The organism is Amycolatopsis sp. NPDC006131 (assembly GCF_040614175.1).
Lineage (GTDB): Bacteria > Actinomycetota > Actinomycetes > Mycobacteriales > Pseudonocardiaceae > Amycolatopsis_E > Amycolatopsis_E tucumanensis.
Genome location: NZ_JBEXTX010000099.1, coordinates 1 through 18159 on the forward strand (window position 1 = coordinate 1; position 18159 = coordinate 18159).

An 18159-nucleotide genomic window follows, 5' to 3' on the forward strand; every position below is an offset into this window, starting at 1 on the left:
TCAGCGTTCGACTTGCATGTGTTAAGCACGCCGCCAGCGTTCGTCCTGAGCCAGGATCAAACTCTCCAACAATGCTAGAAAATCGATCCGGCTATTTTCATAGCCTCAAAGGAACCCACAAAGGGTTCTAGCTAATCAACTGGCTTTAGCTCATCAATACACTGTTGAGTTCTCAAACAACACGTTTTGTTGTGTCACCCGACGACCCCACCAGCGCGCGAAGTCTCGCGACTCCAATTTCGCTGTGGTTTCGTCCGGCGGCAGTCACCCACTCTACCACCATCGGTGGGAGCTTGGTTCGTGACCCCCCGCCCGGATCCCGTTCCCTTGGGGCTTTTCTTCCCCGCCGGCCCGGTCTCCCTGGCGACGAAGAGAAGATTACATGCCCCGAAATGGGGCTCGAACAGGGGGGTCCCTTAACGGTAAAAGCGCTGATCAAGTGCCCTTTCTGCCCGGAAAGGCGCCGCGACGGCCCGCCCACGGCGCGATCGGGCGGTTCCCCGGAGGCCGCTCGACCAAGATCCGGACACTGGGGACATGCGAGAACTCGCGGCATTCCTGCGGACCCGGCGCGACCGGTTGCGGCCCGCCGACGTCGGGCTGCCGGCCGGACCGCGAAGGCGCGCGCCCGGCCTGCGGCGGGAGGAGGTCGCGAACCTCGCCGGAATCTCGACCGACTACTACACGCGCCTGGAACAGGCCCGCAGTCCGCAGCCACCGCGGGACGTCCTCTCCGGTGTCGCGCGGGCGCTGCGGCTCTCCGACGAAGAACGCGCGCACCTGTTCCACCTCGCCGGGGAACAACCCGACCCGGCCGGCCCCTCCGCGGACGTGCCGTCCGGGGTCCGGCACCTCCTGGACCACCTGGACGAGGCGGCGGCGCTGGTCGTCGACGTGAAGTACGAGGTGCTGGCGTGGAACCCCCTGGCCGCCGTCGTCTTCGGCGACCTCGCCGAGTTGTCACCCCGCGAGCGCAACCTCGCGCGCGACCGGTTCCTCCACTCCGGCGGGAGCCGCTACCCGGACCCGGGCGAGCACTTCGCCGTCGAACTCCGCGCGGCCGCCGCTAAGTACCCGGACGACCCGGGGATCCACGAGCTGATCGAGGACCTGCGGGAGGGCAGCGCCGAGTTCCGCGAGCTGTGGTCCCGGCACGACGTGATCGTGCGGCGCAGCCGGACGAAGGTCCTGCGGCACCCGCGGACCGGCGAGTTCGAGGTCGAGTGCGAGGTGCTGCTCGTCCCCGACCGCGACCAGCGGGTCATCCTCTACACCGCCGCGCCCGGCAGCGCCGGCCAGGAGGCGTTGCGGCTGCTCGGCACCCCCGGCGCGCTTGCACCGGCGCACCGGCCACGGCACGCTCCTCAGGCGTGCCCACCTTGCTGATCGTGCACCACACGCCCTCGCCGAACCTGCAGGCCATGTTCGAAGCCGTGGTCGCGGGCGCGACCACCGACGAGATCGAGGGGGTCACCGTCGTGCGGCGGGCGGCTCTCGCGGCCACCGCCACCGACGTGCTCGACGCGGACGGCTACCTGCTCGGCACCACGGCCAACCTCGGGTACATGTCGGGCGCGCTCAAGCACTTCTTCGACCAGGTCTACTACCCGTGCCTGGACTCCACGCGCGGCCGCCCGTTCGGGTGTTACGTGCACGGCGGCAGCGACGTCTCCGGGACGGTCCGCGGCATCGAGTCGATCACCACGGGCCTCGGGTGGGAGAAGGCGGCGGAGATCGTCACGGTCACCGGCGAACCGTCGAAGGCGGACCTCGAACGCTGCTGGGAGCTGGGCGCGACGGTCGCTGCCGGACTGATGGAATAACGTCGTTACGTAACGCTGTTACGATTGTCGTGGAACGCTCCCAGAGAGGAAGCTCGCGATGATCGCCCTGTCCGGTCCCACCCAGCTGTTCACCGTGATCGCGCTGGTCTCGCTGCCGACGGTGATGTTCGGCGGCTACTCGCTGCTCGGCCTGCTGCGCAAGCGCAAGCTCACCGACGAGCAGCGGGCGTACTTCCGCGCCGGGCACGCGCACGCCGGTGTGCTGCTCGTGCTGGCGCTGATCACCCTGCAACTCGTCGCCGCGGGCGGGCTCGGCGCGGCCGGCCAGTGGGTGGTCTCCGTCCTGCTGCTGGTCGGCATCCTCGCGCAGTCCGGCGGGATGTTCCTCAACCTGCTGCCGGACCGGAAGCCGCTCGCGCACGGCGTCACCGTCAGCGGCGCGGTGCTGCTCGCCGCCGCGATGATCACGACGGCGGTCGGGGTGGCGGTGGCCTGATCAGGCCACCGGCCTCACTTGCCGACGTTGCGGGCCAGGGCCGCCGGGTAGCGCTCCCCCGCCACGGCCTCCGCGGGAACGGCCGCCTCGATGCTCCGGATGTCCGCTTCGGACAGTTCGAGCGCGGCCGCGGCCACGTTCTCCTCCAGGTACTTGCGGCGCTTCGTGCCGGGAATGGGGACGACGTCCGCGCCCCGGCTCTGAACCCAGGCCAGCGCCAGCTGGCCGGCGGTCACGCCCTTCTCCGCCGCCAGCTTCCGCAGCGCCTCGACGATGCGCAGGTTCCGGTCCAGGTTGCCCTCGGCGAAGCGCGGCAGGTTGCGGCGCATGTCGTCGGACGGCAGCTCCTCCACCTTGGTGATGCTGCCGGTCAGGAACCCGCGGCCGAGCGGCGAGAACGGCACGATCCCGATGCCCAGCTCGCGGCACGTGGGCACGACCTCGTCCTCGATCCCGCGGGTCCACAGGCTCCATTCGCTCTGCAGGGCCGTCACCGGGTGGACGGCGTGCGCCCTGCGGATCGTGTCCGCGGACGCCTCGGAGATGCCCAGGTGGCGGACCTTGCCCTCGGCGACCAGCTCGGACAGCGCGCCCCAGGTCTCCTCGACCGGGACGGCCGGGTCGACCCGGTGCTGGTAGTAGAGGTCGATGTGGTCGACGCCGAGGCGGCGCAGCGAGTCCTCGGCGCACTGGCGAACGTAGGCCGCGTCGCCGCGCACCTGCTGCCCCTCCGCGCCCAGCACGATGCCGAACTTGGTGGCCAGCACGACCTGGTCCCGTTTGCCCGCGATCGCGCGGCCGACCAGCTCCTCGTTGGCCCCCTGGCCGTACACGTCCGCGGTGTCCAGCAGCGTCACGCCCAGCTCGAGCGCGCGGTGGATCGTCGCGATGGACTCCGCGTCGTCGTCGCGCACCCCGTAGGCCTGGCTCATGCCCATGCAGCCGAGGCCCTGCGCGCCGACCTCCAGCTCGCCCAGCTTCCTGGTGCCGATCACGCGGAGATCTCCTCCCGGACCACGCCGGCCGCGCCCGGGACACGGGCGCAGATGCGGTCGTAGTTCTCGATCTTGTAATTCAGGACGTCCATGCAGGCCTGGAGTTCGGCGATGCGCTCGGCGACCGAGCGGCGCTGTTCGAGCAGGATCGCGCGGCGGCGGCCGGCGCTGGCGTCACCGGCGCCGCGCAGCTGCGCGTACTCCCGCATCATCTTGATCGGCATGCCCGTGGTGCGGAGCTTGGTGAGGAACTCCAGCCACGCGAGGTCGGCGTCGGAGTAGGCCCGCCTGCCCGCGGCGTCCCTGGCGGGCGGGTCGAGGAGCTTGATGCGCTCGTAGTAGCGGAGGGTGTCGATCGACAGCCCGCTGCGACGTGCGGCTTCCGCTATCGAGTAGCTCATGCTGCCGACACTACGACCTGGAGTGCACTCCAGGTCAACTCCGGAAGCAGGGGAACGATAACGGTGTCGCGATAGCCTGGGGGCATGCCGCGACCCCGGACCCACGACGAAGCACTCCGGCTGAAACTGCTCGACCGGGCCGGCGAACTGCTGTCGGCGGACGGGCCGAAGGCGCTCAGCCTGCGCAAGCTCGCCGCGGACGTGGGCACCTCGACCACCGCGGTGTACTCGCTGTTCGGCGGCAAGCCCGAGCTGGTCAACGCCGTCTACCTGGAGGGGTTCCGGCGGTTCGGGGCGCGGTTGCGGGGCGTCTCGCGCTCGGGCGACCCGGTGGAGGACTTCGTGCGGCTGGGGCTGGCCTACCGGGAGAGCGCGCTGGCCGACCCGCACCTGTACTCGATCATGTTCACCAAGGCCCTGCCCGGGTTCGAGCCCGGCGCGGAGGCCGCGCGGACCGCGCGGGACTCGCTCGCGCCGCTGGTCGACACCGTGCGCGCGGCGATCTCCGCCGGGGCGTTCCGGGCGGTCGCGCCCGAGGTGATCGCGGTGAGCGCGTGGGGCATCGTGCACGGGCTGGTGTCGCTGGAGCTGAACGGGAACCTGCCGCGGGACTTCGACGTGGCCGCCTCCTACGAGACGGCGCTGCGCGCTCACGCGGACGGGTGGCGCTTGACCCAGGTCAGCGAATAGCGGCGGAGCACGTGGCGCCGGTAGCGCACGCCGGGCAGGAGCCGCCGGGCCGCCTCCCGGACCTCGCGGTAGCTCATCGCCGGTTTGAGGGTCGGCATGCCCGTCGGGACGCTCGCCCGGCGCAGCACCTTGGTGATCCGCACGACCGGCGTGGCCGCGGCCCAGATCGCCCAGTCCGCCAGGGTCGCCTCGCGCGCCAGGCCGACGACGACGAGCGTGCCGCCCGGGCGCAGCAGGTCCCGCATGCGGGCCAGCGCCGGCTCGAACTCCATGTGGTGGATCGCGGTGACCGAGCAGACGAAGTCGTAGTGCCCGGCAGGGAGGTCCGCGGCGAGGAAGTCGCCCTCGACGAACCGCGGACCGCCGGCCTGTTCGCGGGCGCGGGCGATCATCTCCGGCGAGCAGTCGATCCCGGTGACCCGCTTCGCCCTGCTCATCAGCTTCCGCGCGAGCAGCCCCTCGCCGCAGCCGACGTCCAGCGCCTCCACGCAGCCGTCCGGCACGGCGCGCAGGACCTCCGGATGCCGGGCGACGTTGCTGTTCCAGTACGGGTCAGCGGGCACCGTACTGACGATCACCCGCGTCGCCGAGGCCGGGGACGATGAAGCCGGAGTCGTTGAGCCGTTCGTCGACGCTCGCGGTGACCACGCGGACCGGCAGGCCGCTGTCCTCCAGGTGCTTGATCCCCTCCGGGGCGGCGAGTGCGCAGATCGCGGTGACGTCGGTGGCGCCGCGGCCGGTCAGCAGCCGGATCGTGTACTCCATCGAGCCGCCGGTGGCGAGCATCGGGTCGAGGACGAACACCGGGCGGTCGGACAGGTCGTCGGGCAGCGACTCCATGTACGGGGTCGGCTGGAGGGTCTCCTCGTCGCGCGCCAGGCCGACGAAACCCATCTGCGCCTCGGGGATCAGCTTGTGCGCCTGGTCGGCCATGCCCAGCCCGGCACGCAGGACGGGCACCAGCAGCGGCGGGTTCGCGAGGCGGTACGCGTCGGTGCGGGCGACGGGCGTGTGGATGCGCTCGGTGCGCACCGGCGCCTCGCGGGTGGCCTCGTAGATCAGCATGACGGTCAGCTCGTGCAGGGCCGCCCGGAAGGCCGCGCTGTCCGTGCGGGCGTCACGCATGGTCGACAGCCTGGCCTTGGCCAGCGGATGATCGACGACAAGCACGTCCATGGAGCGTCACGGTAGCCGACAACGGGGGTGGTCCGGATGCGCACCGTGGTCGCGGTGCTGGGAATCGGCAGCGCGCTGGCCGCGTGCGCTCCGGTCGCGTGTCCCGCGATCGGTTACACCGCGCCGTCCCGCGTGGTGCTGCCCGCGGTGCCGGACGTTGCGTTGGTGGAACTGCGGTTGTGCCAGTCCGGCACGTGCTCGACGGCGCGGGCGACGCCGGCCGGCGGGGTCGTGGCGCCGGACCTCGGCAGCACGCGCGCGCAACGGTTCGAGGCCGGCCACGGCGACGTCACCGTCCGGCTGCTGACCGCCGACGGCCGCGAAGCGCTGGGCGCGGGCGGGAGCGTTCCGGTGCACGTCGCGAGCTTCGGTTCCGGGCCGTGCACGCAGCACGTCGCGCACGTGGACGTGATCGTCGGCGCGGACGGAACAGTCTCCGGAAGGTGACCCGGAAACCGCGTGGACCCCGATAGGCTCGCGCGGTGGAACAGCCTGGGACTCCCGAGCGCCCGCCGATGCGGGCCTCCGACGCGGACCGGGAACGGGTCGCGCAGATCCTGCACAACGCGCTCGCCGAGGGGCGGATCACCGTGCAGGAACTGGAAGAGCGGCTCGACACCGTGTACGCCGCCAAGACGCTCGCCGAACTGGAGCCGCCGGTCGCGGACCTGCCGGGGGTCTCGCCGGCCGCCGTGCAGCCCGCCGCGCCGCGGGCGCTCACCCCGGACAACCGCATCGGCGGGGTGCCCGGCTCGAAGACCTCCGTCGCCGTCATGTCCGGCGTCACCCGCAAGGGCCCGTGGACCGTGCCGCCGGACCACACCAGCGTCGCGTTCTGGGGCGGCGTCGAGATGGACCTGCGCAGCGCCCGGTTCAGCGAACGGCACACCACCATCACCGCCGTCGCGATCATGGGCGGCATCGACATCGTGGTGCCCGACGACATCATCGTCGAGGTCACCGGCGTCGGTTTCATGGGCGCGTTCGAGAGCCAGGACCGCGGCGGCGCGTCCACCGAGCCCCCGCCGCCGGGCGCGCCGGTCGTCAAGGTCACCGGGCTCGCGTTCTGGGGCGCGGTCACGGTCGTGCGCAAACCGCGGAAGGGTCAGGGGCAGATCGAGGGCTGACCACCGGCGGACCGGGGCGCGGAGGATGTGCGGCCACTCCCGCGGTAGCCCAGCTAGCCTGGGCGGGTGAGCGCACCCACCCTGCCGGCCGCTCTCGCCGACGCCATCCGCGACGACGCGAGCCTCCGGCGCTTCCTGCACGGCCTGCCCGGTGTGGACCAGGTCGGGGTCGAGGCCCGGGCCACCGCCCTGGCGACCCGCAGCATCAAGAAGTCCAGCAAGCTCTGGGCCATCGACACCGCGATCTCGATGGTCGACCTGACCACGCTCGAGGGCGCCGACACGCACGGCAAGGTCCGCGCGCTGACCGCGAAGGCCCGCCGCCCCGACCCGGAGCGGCCGGACACGCCGCAGGTCGCCGCGGTGTGCGTGTACCCGGACCTCGTCGCGACGGCCGTCGACGGGCTCAAGGGCACCGGCATCGGCGTCGCGAGCGTCGCCACGGCCTTCCCCTCGGGGCGGTCGTCCCGGCAGGTGAAGCTCGCCGACGTGGCGCTGGCCGTGGAGTCCGGCGCCACCGAAGTCGACATGGTGATCGACCGGGGCGCGTTCCTCGAAGGCCGCTACGGCGAGGTGTTCGAGGAGATCCAGGCGATCAAGGCCGCCTGCGGGAACGCGCACCTGAAGGTCATCCTCGAGACCGGCGAGCTGGTCACCTACGACAACGTGCGCCGCGCCTCCTGGCTGGCCCTGCTGGCTGGCGGCGACTTCATCAAGACCTCCACCGGCAAGGTCTCCCCCGCCGCGACGCTGCCCGTCACGCACGTGATGCTGCAGGCCGTCCGCGACTGGTTCACCACCACCGGCGAGCTGCGCGGCGTCAAGCCGGCCGGCGGCATCCGCACCACCAAGGACGCGATCAAGTACCTCGTCGCCGTGCACGAGGTCGCGGGCGAGCAGTGGCTCACCCCGGAGCTGTTCCGCTTCGGCGCGTCCAGCCTGCTCAACGACCTGCTGCTGCAGCGGCGCACCCAGCACGACGGCCACTACAGCGGCCCCGACTACGTGGCGGTGGACTGATGCCTGCCTTCGAGTACGCGCCGGCGCCCGAGTCGCGCGACCTGGCGAACCTCAAGCCGAGCTACCGGCCGTTCATCGACGGCGAGTTCGTCGACGGCGGCGGCGAACCGCTCAAGACCGTCAACCCGGCGACCGAGGAGGTCCTGGCCGAGGTCTCCACGGCGAGCGCCGCCGACATCGACACCGCGGTGAAGGCCGCGCGCAAGGCGTTCGAGAAGACCTGGGGCCCGATGCCGGGCAGCGAGCGCGCGAAGTACCTGTTCCGCATCGCGCGGCTGATCCAGGAACGCTCGCGTGAGCTGGCGGTGCTGGAGACGCTGGACAACGGCAAGCCGATCAAGGAGTCCCGCGACTCGGACCTGCCGCTGGTCGCCGCGCACTTCTTCTACCACGCGGGCTGGGCCGACAAGCTCGACTACGCGGGATACGGGCCGGACCCGAAGCCGCTGGGCGTCGCCGGGCAGATCATCCCGTGGAACTTCCCGCTGCTGATGCTGGCGTGGAAGATCGCGCCCGCGCTGGCCACCGGCAACACCGTGGTGCTCAAGCCGGCCGAGACGACGCCGCTCACCGCGCTGGTGTTCGGCGAGATCTGCCAGCAGGCCGGGCTGCCGCCGGGGGTGGTGAACATCCTGCCGGGCGCCGGCGACGTCGGCGCGCGGCTGGTCGGGCACCCGGGCATCGACAAGATCGCGTTCACCGGGTCGACCGAGGTCGGCAAGCAGATCCAGCGCCAGGTCGCGGGCACGCCCAAGCGGCTCACGCTGGAGCTGGGCGGGAAGGCGGCGAACGTGGTCTTCGACGACGCGCCGCTGGACCAGGCCGTCGAGGGCATCGTCAACGGCATTTTCTTCAACCAGGGCCACGTGTGCTGCGCCGGTTCGCGCCTGCTCGCGCAGGAGTCGGTCGCCGAGGAGCTGCTGGACAAGCTGCGGCACCGCATCACGACGCTGCGGCTGGGCGACCCGCTGGACAAGAACACCGACGTCGGCGCGATCAACTCGGCCGAGCAGCTGACCAAGATCCGCGAGCTGGCCGACTCCGGCGAGGCCGAGGGCGCGCAGCGGTGGACCAGCCCGTGCCCGGTGCCCGACCGCGGGTTCTTCTTCGCGCCCACCGTGTTCTCCGGCGTGCACCAGTCGATGCGGATCGCGCGCGAGGAGATCTTCGGGCCGGTGCTGTCGGTGCTCACCTTCCGCACGCCGGACGAGGCGGTCGCGAAGGCCAACAACACGCCCTACGGGCTGTCCGCCGGGATCTGGAGCGAGAAGGGCTCGCGGATCCTGTGGACGGCGAACCGGCTGCGCGCCGGCGTGGTCTGGGCCAACACGTTCAACCGCTTCGACCCGGCGGCGCCGTTCGGCGGCTACCAGGAGTCGGGCTTCGGCCGCGAGGGTGGCCGCACCGGTCTGGAGGGATACCTGGATGTCTGAGCGGGTGAGCGTCGCGAAGACGTACAAGCTGTTCATCGGCGGCAAGTTCCCGCGCTCGGAGTCCGGCCGGGTGTACCCGGTGACCGACAGCAAGGGCAACTTCCTCGCCAACGCCGCGCACGCCTCGCGCAAGGACGTGCGGGACGCGGTGGTGGCCGCGCGCAAGGCGTTCCCCGGCTGGTCGGGCGCGACCGCCTACAACCGCGGGCAGGTGCTGTACCGGGTCGCGGAGGTGCTGGAGGGGCGCCGCGACCAGTTCGTCGCCGAGGTCGGGGCCGCCGAGGGGCTGTCCGGGCGGCGCGCCGAGGCGGTCGTGGACGCCGCGATCGACCGCTGGGTCTGGTACGCGGGGTGGACGGACAAGGTGGCGAGCGTGCTGGGCGCGGCGAACCCGGTCGCCGGGCCGTACTTCTCGTTCACCGTGCCGGAGCCGACCGGGGTGGTCGGGATCCTCGCGCCGCAGAAGTCGTCGCTGCTCGGGCTGGTGAGCGTGCTGGCGCCGGCGCTGGCGACCGGCTGCACGGCGGTCGTGGTGAGCAGCGCGGAGCGGCCGCTGCCCGCGATCACGTTGTCCGAGGTGCTGGCGACGTCCGACCTGCCCGGCGGGGTGGCGAACATCCTCACCGGGCGCGCCGCGGAGCTCGGCCCGTGGCTGGCCTCGCACGGCGACGTGAACGCGCTGGACCCGACGGGCGCCGAGGACCGCGCGGAACTGGCCCGCGAGGCAGCCGGGACGGTGAAGCGCGTGCTGGCCGTGCCCGCGGAGGAGCCGGACTGGACGCAGCGCCCGGACATCGCCCGGCTGCGGCGCTACCTGGAGGCGAAGACCGTCTGGCACCCGATGGGTGTCTAGGGACGCGGCCGCGTGGCTGCCGGGCGGTCCGGCGGTCGCGCGGCCGGACTAGCGGTCGCGGTGCCGTCCGCGGGGGCGCCAGTGCCGTCCCCGCGAACTGGGAGCCGGGAAGTCCGGGTGGATCTCCGCGAACTCGGTGTCCGTGATGCCCATCAGCACCAGGTACTTCACGCCGTCGCGGGACAGCTCGGTGTCGCGGACGCGGCCCTCCTCGCGGAAGCCGAGCCCGGCGTGCATCGACAGCGACGCCACGTTGCCGCCGTAGATGCTGACCTCGCACTTCCGGTAGCCGCGCTCGCCGAACATGAAGCGCAGCAACGTGATCACCGCGTCGCCCGCGTAACCGCACCGCCGGTGCTGCGGCCCGATCCCGATGCCGTAGCTGAACCGGTCCGGCGAATCCGCCTCGGTCGCCGACAGCGAGCCCACCACGAGACCGCCGCGCAGGGTCTCGATCGCGAAGTGGAAGTCGGCTTCGGCGCGGTGCGCCGCCCAGTGCCGGTACTCCCCGACGCGGCGGGTGTCCGCGGCCTCCCGGTCGAAACCGGCCAGCCTGCGCTGATCGGCAGGCGTGATCACCCGCAGCCGCACCTTCCGCCCGGCGCGCGCGGGCACGCCGGCCCAGACCGGGGCGCGGTAGCGCGCCAGGTCGAGACGGGGCGGAGGCATCACCATCGCGAGCACCATACCGGTACCCGTCAAGAAATCCGGAGGTCCTCACCGGTGATCGGGCGGCCCGGCAACGGGCTAGCGGAACTCGACCGCAGCCCGTCGAGCATGAGGGCCGCGGCACGTTCGAAAGCCAGCAGCGCGGGGTCGTCCACCGCCGGCGGCTGTCGCAGCACCAGCGAAAACAGGATGGCGACGTCGCCGGTCCCGACGTCGGCGCGGACCAATCCCTCGGCCTGCGCCGCCTGCACGATCGCGTCCAGCTCGGCCAGCAGCGCGTCGCGGGAGGCGGCGGTTTCCGGGTCGCGTTTGAGGATTTCCCTCGCCCGCTCGGAAACCAGCGCCAGCTGGACGCTGGCCTGCAGCTGGTGCGACCGCCCGATGACCCGCACCAGCGCGTCGAACGCCGTCGGCTCCTCGGCCGCCGCTTCCCGTGCGTCGGCGAGTACCTGCGCGAAGCTCTCCCGCGCGACCGCCCGGATGAGGGCCTCCCGGTCGGGGAAGCGCCGGTAGAGCGTGCCGACGCCGACTCCGGCGGCGCGCGCGATCTCCTCCATCGGCACGTCCGGGCCCGCTGCGGCGAACACCTGGCGGGCGGCGGCGACGATCTGGTCGCGGTTGCGCTGGGCGTCCGCGCGCAGCCGCGTTTCCGAAGCCGTCATGTCGTTCCTCTCCGTCACCCCCGCGAGATTCTCTCACCCGAACGTAGGTGGACGAAAAACTTCCACATCAGTAGGTTGGCGATAAGTGGACGACATCCTTCCACATTTTGTCCGGATTGGGGTGCAAACACCGTGACCGCTCAGCTTCCCGCCACACTGCCCATCACCCGCGGCTGCCCGTACGCGCCGCCGGATGAGCACCGCCGACTGCGGGACGAGGCGCCGATCCAGCGGGTGACGCTGCCCAGCGGCGAGACGGCGTGGGCGATCACCCGGCACGAGGACATCCGGGCGATGCTGACCGACCCGCGGTTCAGCTCCGACCGGCGCAACCCGAACTTCCCGCTGCTGATCAAGGGACAGCGGATCAACACCGGGTTCCGCGCGTCGCTGATCGGGATGGACCCGCCGGAGCACGGCCCGGCGCGGCGCAAGGTGGTCGGCGAGTTCACGGTGCGGCGGATGGAGGCGCTGCGCCCGCGCATCCAGGAGATCGTCGACCAGCACATCGACGCGATGCTCGCCGGCCCCAAGCCTGCCGACCTGGTGAAAGCGCTCTCCCTGCCGGTGCCGTCACTGGTCATCTGCGAGCAGCTCGGTGTCCCGTACGCCGACCACGAGTTCTTCCAGCTGCACTCGTCCCGCCTGCTCAGCCGGGTCACGCCGCCTGAGGAGCGCAAGGCGTCGATCGACGCGCTGCGCGACTACCTGGGCGAGCTGATCGAGCGGAAGGCGCAGGAACCGGCCGACGACCTGCTGAGCCGCCAGCTCGACAAGCAGGACGACCGCGAAGAGCTGGTCAGCCTGGCGTTCCTGCTGCTCGTCGCCGGGCACGAGACCACGGCGAACATGATCTCGCTGGGCACCATGGCGTTCCTGGAGCGCCCGGAGGACATCCGGAAGATCCAGGAGGACCCGTCGAAGACGCTGCCCGCGGTCGAGGAACTGCTGCGGTACTTCACGATCGCGGAGTTCGCGGTGTCCCGTGTGGCGGTGGAGGACGTCGAGCTCGGCGGGGTGCTCATCAAGGCAGGTGAGGGCGTGGTGCCGCTGAGCAACCTCGCGAACCGCGACCCGGACGCGTTCGACCACCCCGAGGAGCTGGACATCGAGCGCGGCGCGCGGCACCACCTCGCGTTCGGCTTCGGCGCGCACCAGTGCCTCGGCCAGAACCTCGCGCGGATGGAGCTGCAGATCGTGTTCGACACGCTGTTCCGGCGGATCCCCGGACTGCGGCCCGCCGTGCCGCTGGACTCCCTGCCGTTCAAGGACGACGCGAGCGTCTACGGTATTCACGAGTTCCCGGTGACCTGGTAGGAGGAGCCATGCGCATCGTCGCGGACACCGATCTCTGCATCGGCGCGGGCCAGTGCGTGCTGACCGAACCGGAGGTGTTCGACCAGGACGACGACGGCACGGTCGTGGTACTGGTCGAAAACCCCGAGGGCGGGCAGGTGGACAGCGCCCGCGAGGCGGTCAAGCTGTGCCCCGCCATGGCGCTGTCCCTGCAGGAGTAGCTACTTCACCGCGCCCATCGACAGACCGCGGACCAGGTGGTTCTGCGCGATCCACCCGACGATCATCACCGGCAGCGAGGCCAGCAGCGCGGCCGCGGACAGCTGCGCCCAGTACAGGCCCTCGCTGGTGATGAAGCCGACGAGGAACACCGGCACCGTGCCGGCCCGCGCCGCCGTCAGGTTGACCGCGTAGAAGAACTCGGTCCACGAAAAGATGACGCAGATCAACGCGGTCGCCGCGATGCCGGGCGCGACCACGGGCAGGATCACCCGGTACAGCAGTGTCGGGAGGTTCGCCCCGTCGACGCGCCCGGCCTCGATCATCTCGGTGGGCACCTCGAGGAAGAACGAGCGCATCATCCAGATCGCCAGCGGCAGGTTCATCGCCGTGTAGAGGATGACCAGCGCCCACACGTTGTCCAGCAGCTGCGTGCGCTGCGAGATCACGTACAGCGGGATGATCGCGGCCACGACCGGCAGCATCTTCGTGGACAGGAAGAACCCGAGCACGTTGCTGGTCTTGGGCACCGGGGCGAGCGACAGCGCGTACGCCGCCGGGACGCCCAGGAGCAGCACGATCAGCGTGGACAGGATCGTCACGAACGCCGAGTTGCCGAGGTAGGGCAGGAACCCGCGCTCGAAGATGCTGGCGAACTGGTCCAGTGTCGGGGTGAACGCGATCCGCGGCGGATCGGTGTAGGCGTCGGCCTCCTGCTTGAAGGCGGTCAGCACCATCCAGATCAGCGGGAACACGAAGAGGATCGCGACCACCCAGGTCGCGGTGGTCAGTGAGGCGGGACCGAGCCGCCTGCGCAGGGTGCTCACTTCACGACCCCCTTGCTCACGTCGAACGCGCGGAACATCAGGCGCAGCGCGAAGGTCGCGACGATCAGCGTCAGTACCACCACGACGACGCCCATCGCCGAGGACTGGCCGATGTCGAAGCCCTGGAACGCGCGCTGGTAGATGTAGTACGGCAGGTTCGTGCTCGCGGTGCCCGGACCGCCCTGGGTCATCAGGAAGATCGCGTCGAAGCTGTTCACGATGTAGATCGCGCCCAGCAGCACCGACAGCTGCAGGTACCGGGACAGGTGCGGCAGCGTGATCGACGCGAACGTCCGCCACCGGCCCGCGCCGTCGACCTGCGCGGCCTCCAGCACGTCCTTCGGCTGGCTCTGCAGGCCGGCCAGGATCAGCAGCATCATGAACGGCGTCCACTGCCACACGACCTGCGCCATGACCGAGGCGAGCGGGAACTCCGACAGCCAGTCGGTTTCGCCGCCGAAGACGAAGTTGAGCAGCCCGTAGGTCGGGTCGAACATCGTCGTCTTCCACAGCAGCGCGCCCGCCGCGGGCAGGATGAGGAACGGCGTGATCAGCAGCGTCCGCACCACGCCGCGGCCGAGGAACTTGCGGTCCAGCAGCAGCGCCAGGCCGAGCCCGAGCAGCAGCGCGACGAACACGCACACCACGGTCAGGACGACCGTGTTGAGCATCGCGCCGCGGAACTGCGAGTCGGCGAACACGTCGGCGTAGTTCTGGAACCCGACGAAGTGCTGCGAGCCGGGCCGCACGAGGTTCCACGACTGGAACGAGTAGACCACCGTCAGGATGAACGGGATCTGGGTCACCACGATGGTGAACAACAGCGCGGGCAGCAGGGGCGCCCGGCGGGCCCAGGCTCCGGTGCCCTTGCGCTTCTCCGGTTTCGCTTCGACTCTCTGTCCACTTGCGACTGTGGGCGCAACGGCGGTCATTTCGTCTCCCGGTAGGAATCGCCGACGGTCTGCGCGTACTCCTGCGACTGCTCGATGGCCTCGTCGACGGTGATCTGACCGGCGATCGCGGCCGAGAGCTCCTGGCTGACCCGGGTGCCCAGGTCCTGGAACTCGGGGATGCCCACGAACTGGATGCCCGGGTAGGGCACCGGCTTCGTCATCACCTTGCGCTGGTCGGCCGCGTCGATGCCGTCCAGCGTCGGCTGGGCGTAGGCCTTCGCGGCCTCGGCGTACTCGGGGATCCGGTAGGTGGAGAACCGGCAGCCCGGCGGGACCCGGTTCCAGCCGTAGGTCTTGCCGACGGTCTGCACGAACTCCTTGTTCGTCATCCACTGCAGGAACTTCCAGGCGTCCTGCTTGTTCTTGCCGACCTTCGGGATCGCCAGCGCCCAGGTGTAGAGCCAGCCACTCGCCTCGGTCTTCACCACCGGCGCGGCGACGTAGCCGGACTTGCCGACGACCTTGCTCGACTCCGGGTCCTCGTTCGTCCCGGCCATGACCGTTGCGTCGTACCACATCGCGGCCTGGCCCTGGCCGTAGCGCGTGCCGCACTCGGAGAACCCGGCGCTGGAGGCGCCGACCTCGCCGTGCTCGCGAACCAGGTTCACGTAGAAGTTCGCGGCCTCGCGGAACTCCGGCGTGTCCAGCTTCGCGTTCCAGTCCTGGTCGAACCACTGCGCGCCGAAGGTGTTGGCGACCGTGGTGAACGGCGCGAGGCTTTCGCCCCAGCCGGGCTTGCCGCGCAGGCAGATGCCGGCGACACCGGCTTGTGGGTTGTCCAGCTTCGCGGCGAAGTCGGCGATCTGCTGCCACGTCGGGTGCTCCGGCATGGTCAGCCCGGCCTGCTCGAACAGGTCCTTGCGGTAGGCCAGGAACGACGACTCGCCGTAGAACGGCACCGCGTACATCGAGCCCTGGTAGGACAGCGAGTCGCGGATGCTCGGGATGAAGTCGGCCGGGTCGTAGCCGGGGCTGGCGTCGATGTAGGGCTGCAGGTTCTCCAGCCAGCCGTTGGCCGCCCACTGCGGGGTCTCGTAGTTGCTGATCATCACCGCGTCGAACTCGCCGCCCTGGGTCGCGGTCGAGGCGGTGATCTTCGCGCGCGCCTGGTTCTCCGGCAGCGACACGAACTTGAGCTTGACGCCCGGGTTCGCCGCCTCGAACTCGTGCGACAGCGAAATGGCGTCGTTCATCTGCGGGTTCGCCACGATCGCGATGACCAGGGTGTTGCCGCCCGCGCCGAGCGCGCCGGCGCCCGCGCAGCCGGTCAGGGTCAGCAGCGCGGTGACCGCGAGGAGTGCCAGCCGCTTACGCATCCGTGGCCCCCGGCAGCACCTGCACCTTCAGACCCGCACCACTGCGCATCAGGTCCAGCGCGTCCGGGAACCGCTCCAGCGGCAACGCGTCGGTCAGCAGGGCTTTCGTGTCGATCGCGCCGGAGGCCACCAGGTCCAGCGCGGCGCCGTAGGAGTGCAGAACAGCCATCGATCCCACCACCGTGATCTCGTCGTTGTAGATCCGGAACGGCGAAAGCGCGACACGTGCCTCCGCCGGGGCGACGCCGAAGACGAGCAGACGCCCGCCGCGGCGCAGCGCGTCGAACGCGGCCTCGATCGCCGGGGCCGCACCGGTGCAGTCGGCCGCCGCGTCGAACCGCTCACCGTCCAGTTCGGACACATCGGTGGCGACGGCGTGCGCACCGAGGTCCTTCGCCCGCGGCAGGCGGGACGCGTTGCGGTCGACGACCGTGACGCGCGCGCCGGCCCGTTGCAGGAGCATCTGCATGACCAGGCCCATCGTCCCGGCGCCGACGACCAGGAAGTGCTCGCCCGCCTCGACCCCGATGCGCCGGACGCCGTGCACGGCGCAGGACACCGGCTCGACGAGGGCGCCCTCCTGCCAGGACAGGTGGTCGGGCAGGCGGTAGCAGGTGCTCGCCGGGACTGCGACGTACTCGGCGAAGGCGCCGTTGACGGTGTCGCCGGTGGCGCCCCAGTTCTCGCAGAGGTTGCCGTGGCCGGCGCGGCACGGGTCGCAGTAGCCGCAGAACAGGGACGGGTCGACGGCCACGCGGTCGCCGACCTGCCAGCCGCCGGGGACGTTCTCGCCGATCTCGACGATCTCGCCGGCGAACTCGTGGCCGGGGACGATCGGGTAGGGCGTCGGGGGGAAGTGGCCGTCGGCGATGTGCAGGTCCGTGCCGCAGATGCCGCACGCGCCGACCTTGATCACGACGTCGCGCTCCCCCGGCGTGGGATCGGGAACCTCGCCGACCCTGATGGAACCCGGCTGATCGACGATGGCGGCCCGCATGCCGTCTCACCTCTTCCTGCGCTCATCTGAGCGCCTCACGACTTTGTGGTCACATGTCTGGTCATGCATTAGAGGGGTTTTGGTGGTTTCTCGTCAACGGAGCTGGCGCTATAGTGCTCAGATGAGCGAGACTGGCATGCTGGACGGGCTCACCGCGACGCTGGTGGCGCACCGGTTCTACGTGCTGGGGCATTCCAAGATCGAAATCGCCGCCGACTTCGGGATCAGCAGGTTCAAGGTGGCGCGGCTGATCGACGCGGCGTTGTCGCAGGGCCTGGTGCGAGTGGAGTTCGCTCCCCCGGCGCCGGTCGACGTGCGGCTGTCCGACGAGCTGCGGTCCGCGTATGGGCTGCGGCAGGCGTTCGTGCTCAATCGAGCGGCGAGCACGGGGCCGCGTCCGCAGGTGCGGCGGCAGATCGGGGCGTTCGCGGCGCAGCTGCTGTCGGAGACGGTCACCGAGGACGACGTGGTCGGGTTGTCGTGGGCGCGGTCGGTGAACGCGATGGCGGCGGCGGTGCGGCGGCTGCCGAAGTGCCCGATCGTGCAGTTGTGCGGGGTGCAGGCCGGGATGGACATGCGGGACCGGTCGGTGGAGACGGTGCGGCACGTGGCGGAGGTGTCAGGCGGGGACGCGTACCCGATCTACGGGCCGCTGGTGCTGCCGGACCGCCGGACGACGGAGATCCTGCGGCGGCAGCCGGGGATCGCGGAGACGTTCGCGCAGTTCCCGCGCCTGACGAAGGCCGTGGTGAGCATCGGCGCGTGGCTGCCCGGCGAGTCGACGGTGTACGACGCGGTGTCCCCGGCCGAACGCGAGGCGATCACCGCGCGGGGCGCTCGCGCGGAGGTCGCGGCGCGGCTGTTCGACGGCGAGGGGAAGCCGCTGTCGACGGGGCTGGCGCACCACGTGCTGGCGATCGACACGGCGGAGCTGCTGAAGGTGCCCGAGGTGATCGCCCTCGGCTACACGGCGCCGAAAGCGGAGGCCATCGACGCCGTGCTGCGGTCGGGGTTGGTGTCGACGCTGATCACGGACACGCCCGCCGCGGAAGGCGCGCTGCGCCTCCGCCAGGGCTGACCGGCTACTTCACCCACTCTGGGGTGCCGGGTCCGCCACGCCCGGGCACTGTGCTGGCCGGCACCATGGCGGCTACTCGCGACACCGCGTTGGCCGTTCCATGCCCGGTCCCGACCGCTCCCGGCGGCGTCTTGGCACTCCCGGCGCCGCGCCGGCCCTGCGCCGTG

Annotated in this window: 22 protein-coding genes and 1 rRNA gene; 12 read left to right on the forward strand and 11 right to left on the reverse strand. The window is 71.0% G+C overall.

Features of this window, described 5'->3' with window-relative positions:
• Positions 1 to 72 (reverse strand): 16S ribosomal RNA (locus tag ABZ215_RS34290); the annotation flags it as partial.
• A 465-nt stretch (positions 73 to 537) separates the two neighbouring features.
• Here ABZ215_RS34290 and ABZ215_RS34295 point away from each other — a divergent pair.
• Genes ABZ215_RS34295 through ABZ215_RS34305 form a run of 3 tightly spaced genes read left to right on the forward strand, consistent with a single transcriptional unit; the run spans position 538 to position 2280 of the window.
• Entirely contained in the window at positions 538 to 1386 is an 849-nt protein-coding gene (locus tag ABZ215_RS34295; protein ID WP_020421828.1) for a helix-turn-helix transcriptional regulator, read from the forward strand.
• Positions 1371 to 1823, forward strand: a complete 453-nt coding sequence (locus ABZ215_RS34300; RefSeq protein ID WP_017986804.1) for a flavodoxin family protein — start codon at positions 1371 to 1373, stop codon at positions 1821 to 1823. The genes ABZ215_RS34295 and ABZ215_RS34300 overlap by 16 nt, the downstream gene beginning before the upstream one ends.
• A gap of 58 nt (positions 1824 to 1881) precedes the next feature.
• Positions 1882 to 2280, forward strand: coding sequence for a hypothetical protein (locus tag ABZ215_RS34305; protein ID WP_237339931.1), 399 nt, complete (start codon positions 1882 to 1884; stop codon positions 2278 to 2280).
• 14 nt (positions 2281 to 2294) lie between these two features.
• Here the strand turns inward: ABZ215_RS34305 and ABZ215_RS34310 are convergent, their stop codons facing one another.
• Complete coding sequence (locus tag ABZ215_RS34310) at positions 2295 to 3275, reverse strand: aldo/keto reductase (RefSeq protein WP_237339932.1); 981 nt, start codon at positions 3273 to 3275, stop codon at positions 2295 to 2297.
• On the reverse strand, positions 3272 to 3676 hold the full coding sequence (locus ABZ215_RS34315; protein ID WP_237339933.1) for a MerR family transcriptional regulator: 405 nt from the start codon (positions 3674 to 3676) through the stop codon (positions 3272 to 3274). Before ABZ215_RS34315 ends, ABZ215_RS34310 begins: the two co-directional genes overlap by 4 nt.
• Before the next feature lie 84 nt (positions 3677 to 3760).
• Between ABZ215_RS34315 and ABZ215_RS34320 the strand changes: the two genes are divergently transcribed.
• The gene (locus ABZ215_RS34320) at positions 3761 to 4366 is read left to right on the forward strand and encodes a TetR/AcrR family transcriptional regulator (RefSeq protein ID WP_020421823.1); all 606 of its coding nucleotides are present in this window, start codon (positions 3761 to 3763) and stop codon (positions 4364 to 4366) included.
• Here ABZ215_RS34320 and ABZ215_RS34325 read toward each other — a convergent pair.
• Together ABZ215_RS34325 and upp are read right to left on the reverse strand one after the other, a co-directional pair.
• Positions 4327 to 4929 carry a class I SAM-dependent methyltransferase gene (locus tag ABZ215_RS34325; protein WP_237339934.1) on the reverse strand — a complete coding sequence of 201 codons (603 nt, stop codon included), beginning with the start codon at positions 4927 to 4929 and terminating at the stop codon, positions 4327 to 4329. The two genes, ABZ215_RS34320 and ABZ215_RS34325, sit on opposite strands and share 40 nt — an antisense overlap.
• A complete protein-coding gene (gene upp / locus ABZ215_RS34330) occupies positions 4919 to 5542 on the reverse strand; it encodes a uracil phosphoribosyltransferase (protein WP_020421821.1) in 624 nt (207 codons plus the stop codon). Before upp ends, ABZ215_RS34325 begins: the two co-directional genes overlap by 11 nt.
• A gap of 36 nt (positions 5543 to 5578) precedes the next feature.
• Between upp and ABZ215_RS34335 the strand changes: the two genes are divergently transcribed.
• From ABZ215_RS34335 to ABZ215_RS34355, 5 genes are all read left to right on the forward strand, one after another.
• On the forward strand, positions 5579 to 5989 hold the full coding sequence (locus tag ABZ215_RS34335; RefSeq protein WP_354954507.1) for a hypothetical protein: 411 nt from the start codon (positions 5579 to 5581) through the stop codon (positions 5987 to 5989).
• A gap of 68 nt (positions 5990 to 6057) precedes the next feature.
• Complete coding sequence (locus ABZ215_RS34340; RefSeq protein WP_020421819.1) at positions 6058 to 6669, forward strand: DUF1707 domain-containing protein; 612 nt, start codon at positions 6058 to 6060, stop codon at positions 6667 to 6669.
• A 66-nt stretch (positions 6670 to 6735) separates the two neighbouring features.
• Entirely contained in the window at positions 6736 to 7689 is a 954-nt protein-coding gene (gene deoC, locus ABZ215_RS34345) for a deoxyribose-phosphate aldolase (protein WP_237339936.1), read from the forward strand.
• The gene (locus tag ABZ215_RS34350; RefSeq protein WP_237339937.1) at positions 7689 to 9122 is read left to right on the forward strand and encodes an aldehyde dehydrogenase family protein; all 1434 of its coding nucleotides are present in this window, start codon (positions 7689 to 7691) and stop codon (positions 9120 to 9122) included. The genes deoC and ABZ215_RS34350 overlap by 1 nt, the downstream gene beginning before the upstream one ends.
• Positions 9115 to 9975, forward strand: a complete 861-nt coding sequence (locus tag ABZ215_RS34355) for an aldehyde dehydrogenase family protein (RefSeq protein ID WP_237339938.1) — start codon at positions 9115 to 9117, stop codon at positions 9973 to 9975. The genes ABZ215_RS34350 and ABZ215_RS34355 overlap by 8 nt, the downstream gene beginning before the upstream one ends.
• A 48-nt stretch (positions 9976 to 10023) precedes the next feature.
• Here ABZ215_RS34355 and ABZ215_RS34360 read toward each other — a convergent pair whose 3' ends face one another.
• Positions 10024 to 10662 carry a GNAT family protein gene (locus ABZ215_RS34360; protein WP_354712888.1) on the reverse strand — a complete coding sequence of 213 codons (639 nt, stop codon included), beginning with the start codon at positions 10660 to 10662 and terminating at the stop codon, positions 10024 to 10026.
• An 11-nt stretch (positions 10663 to 10673) separates the two neighbouring features.
• Positions 10674 to 11306 (reverse strand): helix-turn-helix domain-containing protein, encoded by a 633-nt coding sequence (locus ABZ215_RS34365; protein ID WP_354954509.1) that lies wholly within the window; start codon positions 11304 to 11306, stop codon positions 10674 to 10676.
• A 132-nt stretch (positions 11307 to 11438) separates the two neighbouring features.
• Here ABZ215_RS34365 and ABZ215_RS34370 point away from each other — a divergent pair, with 132 nt between their 5' ends.
• Entirely contained in the window at positions 11439 to 12623 is a 1185-nt protein-coding gene (locus tag ABZ215_RS34370; protein WP_020421813.1) for a cytochrome P450, read from the forward strand.
• 8 nt (positions 12624 to 12631) lie between these two features.
• Positions 12632 to 12823, forward strand: a complete 192-nt coding sequence (locus ABZ215_RS34375; protein ID WP_020421812.1) for a (4Fe-4S)-binding protein — start codon at positions 12632 to 12634, stop codon at positions 12821 to 12823.
• Here ABZ215_RS34375 and ABZ215_RS34380 read toward each other — a convergent pair whose 3' ends face one another.
• The 4 genes from ABZ215_RS34380 to ABZ215_RS34395 are packed head-to-tail and all read right to left on the reverse strand — an operon-like array spanning position 12824 to position 16914.
• Entirely contained in the window at positions 12824 to 13639 is an 816-nt protein-coding gene (locus ABZ215_RS34380; protein ID WP_027936423.1) for a carbohydrate ABC transporter permease, read from the reverse strand.
• Positions 13640 to 13644: 5 nt separating this feature from the next.
• Entirely contained in the window at positions 13645 to 14580 is a 936-nt protein-coding gene (locus tag ABZ215_RS34385) for a sugar ABC transporter permease (protein ID WP_237339939.1), read from the reverse strand.
• Positions 14577 to 15917 (reverse strand): sugar ABC transporter substrate-binding protein, encoded by a 1341-nt coding sequence (locus ABZ215_RS34390; RefSeq protein WP_020421809.1) that lies wholly within the window; start codon positions 15915 to 15917, stop codon positions 14577 to 14579. Before ABZ215_RS34390 ends, ABZ215_RS34385 begins: the two co-directional genes overlap by 4 nt.
• Positions 15910 to 16914, reverse strand: a complete 1005-nt coding sequence (locus ABZ215_RS34395) for a zinc-dependent alcohol dehydrogenase family protein (protein ID WP_020421808.1) — start codon at positions 16912 to 16914, stop codon at positions 15910 to 15912. Before ABZ215_RS34395 ends, ABZ215_RS34390 begins: the two co-directional genes overlap by 8 nt.
• A gap of 136 nt (positions 16915 to 17050) precedes the next feature.
• Between ABZ215_RS34395 and ABZ215_RS34400 the strand changes: the two genes are divergently transcribed.
• The gene (locus tag ABZ215_RS34400) at positions 17051 to 17992 is read left to right on the forward strand and encodes a sugar-binding domain-containing protein (protein WP_020421807.1); all 942 of its coding nucleotides are present in this window, start codon (positions 17051 to 17053) and stop codon (positions 17990 to 17992) included.
• The last annotated feature ends 167 nt before the right edge of the window (positions 17993 to 18159 follow it).